This window comes from Brochothrix sp. (genome assembly GCF_017549435.1).
Lineage (GTDB): Bacteria > Bacillota > Bacilli > Lactobacillales > Listeriaceae > Brochothrix > Brochothrix thermosphacta.
On the sequence record NZ_JAFYUW010000166.1, the window covers coordinates 1 to 5340 of the forward strand.

The 5340-nt window shown below is 35.7% G+C and carries 4 protein-coding genes and 1 pseudogene; all 5 read left to right on the forward strand.

Annotated elements, in window-relative coordinates; all coding sequences use genetic code 11:
- Window positions 1-193 (forward strand): annotated as a pseudogene (locus IKV95_RS10625) (bifunctional biotin--[acetyl-CoA-carboxylase] synthetase/biotin operon repressor); the annotation flags it as partial.
- Window positions 194-921: 728 nt separating this feature from the next.
- Window positions 922-1866 (forward strand): DNA-binding transcriptional repressor DeoR, encoded by a 945-nt coding sequence (locus tag IKV95_RS10630; RefSeq protein WP_029092625.1) that lies wholly within the window; start codon window positions 922-924, stop codon window positions 1864-1866.
- A gap of 96 nt (window positions 1867-1962) precedes the next feature.
- On the forward strand, window positions 1963-2628 hold the full coding sequence (gene deoC / locus IKV95_RS10635; protein ID WP_029092624.1) for a deoxyribose-phosphate aldolase: 666 nt from the start codon (window positions 1963-1965) through the stop codon (window positions 2626-2628).
- A gap of 200 nt (window positions 2629-2828) precedes the next feature.
- Window positions 2829-4013, forward strand: coding sequence for a NupC/NupG family nucleoside CNT transporter (locus IKV95_RS10640; protein ID WP_029092623.1), 1185 nt, complete (start codon window positions 2829-2831; stop codon window positions 4011-4013).
- 24 nt (window positions 4014-4037) lie between these two features.
- Window positions 4038-5339: a pyrimidine-nucleoside phosphorylase gene (locus IKV95_RS10645; protein ID WP_069120654.1), complete on the forward strand. Its 1302-nt coding sequence runs from the start codon at window positions 4038-4040 to the stop codon at window positions 5337-5339.
- Window position 5340: the final 1 nt, after the last annotated feature.

Consider the following 5340-nt stretch of genomic DNA (forward strand, 5'->3'; position numbering starts at 1 on the left):
GACTGAAGGTTTTTCTCCAATTAAAAAATATTGGGAAGCGCATGCTTTGCAGTTTAATAAAAACATTAAAGCTCGTACCTTAAAAGGTGTTTTAGAAGGCGAATTTAAAGGTATTACCGATGACGGCGTATTATTGTTACAAGATGTAGCAGGCGAAATTCACCACGTATATTCAGCTGATATTGAAATATAAATAGTCAACATAAACCTCAATATTATGTTTTTAAAAAGGTAGTGTTGAACAAGAAAGGCGAACTTATCAATGAGATAAGTTCGCCTTTTTGAGTAGAGGTATGCTGACAGATAGAAAGTCTTTTATAATACTTGAAAATTCATGATTATTTTAATGATTTTATCAAGTAATACAAAAGTAAAAACGACAAAGAAAGGAGAATTAATATTAATATTGAGATAGGTATCAGTATGTTAAAAACCCTTTGGATATTTACCGGTAGGAATAAATAACTGAATACAATTATTAATATGAAAATTAAAGGAATGAAAATCATTTTCCTATTCAATAGGGATGCAACTCCTTTGCGATGTTTTGAAAGTCTTTTAACGTAGAAAGTTCATTATAAAACATCTTATTTATTTTGTCTTATTACTTTTTGAGCAATAGTTAACTATTAATATAACATAATAAAAATGCCTTTTTTAGCTAGTGATATTTATTAAATATATAAATACAAGAAATATAAAATTCCCAATCGTTTTTTGACAGAGTATCACAAACGAATCATACTGTATCTTTAGATAAGCTCCCTTTAGTGTATATTATTCTGATATCTAGAAGTAAGGAGTTAAACTTGTTATTTCTTTTTTTATCAACTTCTAATAAATATCCTAGCTTTTTTTGATGCTTACGGCTATCATTTAGAGGGAATAGCTAAAGGCAATAACCAAAGAGGAGTGTCGAACATGCCGGAAGAAAAAGGTCAATTAAGTGTTGCAGTTGCTCGCTTATATTATGAAGCGGAATTAAGTCAACAAGAAATTGCTAATCAATTACAAATATCACGACCAACCGTTTCACGTTTATTGGCGTATGCCAAAGAGAAGGGGTATGTGCAAATCAATATTTCTGATCCGTTCACTGATATTGAAGGTGTAAGAACAGCTTTGCGGGAGCGCTACCAGCTTAAAGACGTACAATTAGTATTTGCACCCACTACTTCAGAAGAGAAACTATACGACACCTTAGGTGAGTTTGCAGCGCGTTATATCGAATCAATCACAAAAGATGATGATGTTATTGGCGTGAGCTGGGGAAAAACAATTCATGCCATTGCAAAACACCTCACACCTCAAGAATATAAAAATATTCAAGTCGTGCAACTAAAAGGGGGTATCAGTCAATCGAAAGTTGATACTTATGCAAATGAAACATTGAATATTTTCGCGAAAACGTTTAATACAGTGCCTCAAGCATTGCCTTTGCCAGTCGTTTTTGATAATGAAGTAACAAAACATGTAGTCGAACAAGATCGTCACATCCAAGCAATTAGTAATTTAGGTAAACGTGCGAATACTGCTATTTTCACTGTGGGTACGGTTCGCCCAGAAGCATTGTTGTTTCAATTAGGTTATTTAACAGCAGATGAAATAGAATTATTAAAAAAGAAAGCTGTTGGCGATATTTGCTCGCGTTTTTATGATGAAAACGGAGAAGTTTGTGCCCCGACAATTGATAATCGTACGATGGGAATTGAATTAGCGGATTTGCAAGATAAGGAAAATGCGATTTTGGTTGCTGGCGGTGTTCGTAAAATTCAAGCGATTGATGCAGCATTAAAGGGAAAGTATGGCAATATCTTGCTATTAGATTATGAAACAGCAAAAGGTTTGTTAGCCTATCCGTCATAATTAAAAACAAATTTGAACATTGGTTCAAACTAATGTTGTACATTTGTTCACGATGTAGTATACTCAAATTATAAAGAGAAAAGGAGTGATTGAATCATGAACTTAGCAAATATGATTGATCATACATTATTAAAACAAGACGCAACACGCGAACAAATTTTAAAACTGACAGCAGAAGCTCGTGAACACGATTTTGCATCAGTATGTGTTAATCCTTACTGGGTTAAATTATCAAGTGAAGAATTAGATGGCGCATACGCAAAAGTATGTACTGTTATTGGTTTTCCTTTAGGTGCATCAACAACAGCAGCGAAAGTAGCAGAAGCTAAAGATGCTGTGGCAAACGGTGCAAACGAAGTAGATATGGTTATTAACGTTGGCGCTTTGAAAGATGGCGATAACGAAGTTGTAAAAAATGATATTCAAGCAGTCGTTGAAGCTGTTAAAGGTCAAGCAATTGTGAAAGTTATCATTGAAACATGTCTGTTAACAGACGAAGAAAAAGTACGTGCATGTGAATTAGCAGTTGAAGCAGGTACCGATTTTGTTAAAACTTCAACAGGTTTTTCTACTGGTGGAGCAACAGCGGAAGATATTGCTTTAATGCGCAAAACAGTTGGACCTAACATTGGAGTTAAAGCTTCAGGTGGCGTTCGCTCAAAAGAAGATGTTGATGCAATGATCGCAGCAGGAGCAACTCGTATTGGAGCAAGTGCTGGTGTCACAATTATTGCTGGTGGAACTTCTAAATCGGACTACTAAGAAATAGCGAAAGCTAAGTCGATTTTTGTCCGGAATATTACGAAAAAGCTCAGTTGGTGTTACAACTACTAAAACTGAGGATGAATAAGCACAATCTGTTGCTTATTCATTTATTTTTCACCTTTATTGTAGTTCATGTTGTATAATGTTAAATGTAAACGATTGCAGTTGTAATCGTAAAAACTAAAAGGTGGTCTCTTATGAAATATTTAATTGGTATTATCGGTATTATTGTTGTGTTATTGATGGCATGGGCTTTCAGTAAAGATAAGAAAAAAATCAAGTACCGTCCTGTTGTTATCATGATTGTTTTACAATTTATTCTTGCTGCCGTATTGTTGAATACGAACGTAGGTAATATATTAGTCGGTGGGTTTGCTAAAGGATTTGAATACCTTTTATCTTACGCTGCTGAAGGAATCAACTTTGTATTTGGTGGTCTCCTTAATGCTGACGCACAATCAAGCTTCTTTTTAGGCGTGTTAATGCCAATTGTATTTATCTCAGCGTTAATCGGGATTTTACATCACTTCAAAATTCTACAAATTTTCATGCGTAGCGTCGGTTACTTATTAAGTAAAGTAAACGGTATGGGTCAATTAGAGTCATATAACGCTGTTGCATCTGCAATACTGGGTCAATCAGAAGTTTTCATTTCAGTGAAAAACCAATTGAGCCTATTAAATGAAAAACGTCTCTACACATTATGTGCATCAGCAATGTCAACAGTATCAATGGCAATTGTTGGCGCATATATGACAATGTTAAAACCAGAATACGTTGTTACAGCAATCGTATTAAACCTTTTTGGTGGTTTTATCATCGCTTCAATCATCAACCCTTACGAAGTAGCACCAGATGAAGATATTCTCGAAGTTAAAAAAGAACGTAAACAATCGTTTTTCGAAGTACTTGGTGAATACATCATGGATGGTTTCAAAGTAGCTATTACAGTTGGGGCAATGCTGATCGGTTTCATCGCAATTATTGCGTTGGTTAACGGTATTTTCTCAGCGATTTTAGGAATTTCTTTCCAAGATTTATTAGGATATGTTTTTGCTCCGTTTGCTTTCATCATGGGTATTCCGTGGTCAGAGGCAATCAGTGCCGGAAGTGTTATGGCAACGAAATTAGTATCGAATGAATTTGTTGCAATGGACTTCTTGACAAGTGGTAACTTCGACTTCTCAGGACGTACAACAGCAATCGTTTCAGTATTCCTTGTATCTTTTGCAAACTTCTCTTCAATCGGTATCATTTCAGGTGCGATTAAAGGATTGAACGAAGAAAAAGGTAACATGGCAGCTAAATTTGGGTTACGCCTTCTTTATGGTGCAACACTTGTAAGTTTCTTAACAGCTACAATTGTAGGATTAATTTACTAAAAAACAAAGGACTGGTGATTTATTATGAGAATGGTAGATATTATAGCAAACAAACGCGATGGAAAAGAATTATCAACAGAGGAAATTAATTTCTTTATCGATGGTTACACAGCTGGCGATATTCCTGATTATCAAGCAAGCGCATTAGCGATGGCAATTTTCTTCCAAGATATGACAGATAATGAACGTGCCTCTTTAACAATGGCAATGGTTAATTCTGGAGAAACAATTGATTTATCAGGTATTGAAGGCGTAAAAGTGGATAAACATTCGACTGGTGGCGTTGGTGATACAACAACACTTGTATTAGCACCACTTGTAGGAGCTTTAGATATTCCTACAGCTAAAATGTCTGGTCGTGGTTTAGGTCATACGGGTGGAACAATCGATAAATTAGAAGCTGTTAAAGGCTTCCATGTTGAAATTACGAACGAAGAGTTTATGGAAATCGTCAACCGCGATAAAGTTGCTGTTATTGGTCAATCAGGAAACTTAACACCAGCAGATAAAAAAATGTATGCATTACGTGATGTTACAGGAACAGTTAACTCGATTCCTTTAATCGCAAGCTCAATCATGAGTAAAAAAATCGCAGCAGGTGCTGATGCAATTGTCTTAGATGTTAAAACAGGTGCCGGTGCCTTCATGAAAACAGATGAAGATGCACAAAACCTTGCACATGCAATGGTTCGTATAGGTAATAACGTGGGTCGTCAAACGATGGCAGTTATTTCTGATATGTCACAACCTTTAGGTTATGCGATTGGTAATGCTCTGGAAGTTAAAGAGGCAATTGATACACTTAAAGGTGAAGGACCAGAAGATTTAACAGAATTAGTTTTAACATTAGGCTCGCAAATGGTTGTGCTTGCTAAAAAAGCAGAAACATTAGAAGAAGCGCGTGAATTGCTTAAAGAAGTAATTGCTAATGGAAAAGCACTCGATAAATTCAGAACGTTCTTACACAATCAAGGTGGCGATGAAACAGTTGTGGATCATCCAGAACGCTTGCCACAAGCAGAATTTGTGATTGATGTACCAGCTAAACAAACGGGTGTTGTATCAAATATGGTTGCCGATGAAATTGGTATCGCAGCAATGTTATTAGGTGCAGGACGTGCAACTAAAGAAGATGAAATTGACTTAGCAGTTGGTTTAATGTTACGTAAAAAAGTTGGCGAAGCAGTGAAAGAAGGCGAGCCACTTGTAACAATTTATTCTAATAGAGAAAATGTTGATGATGTTATTGCGAAAATCTATGCTAACATTTCAATTGCTGATAGCGCAGTGGAACCAACACTTATCCACTCAATCGTTACTGAATAAA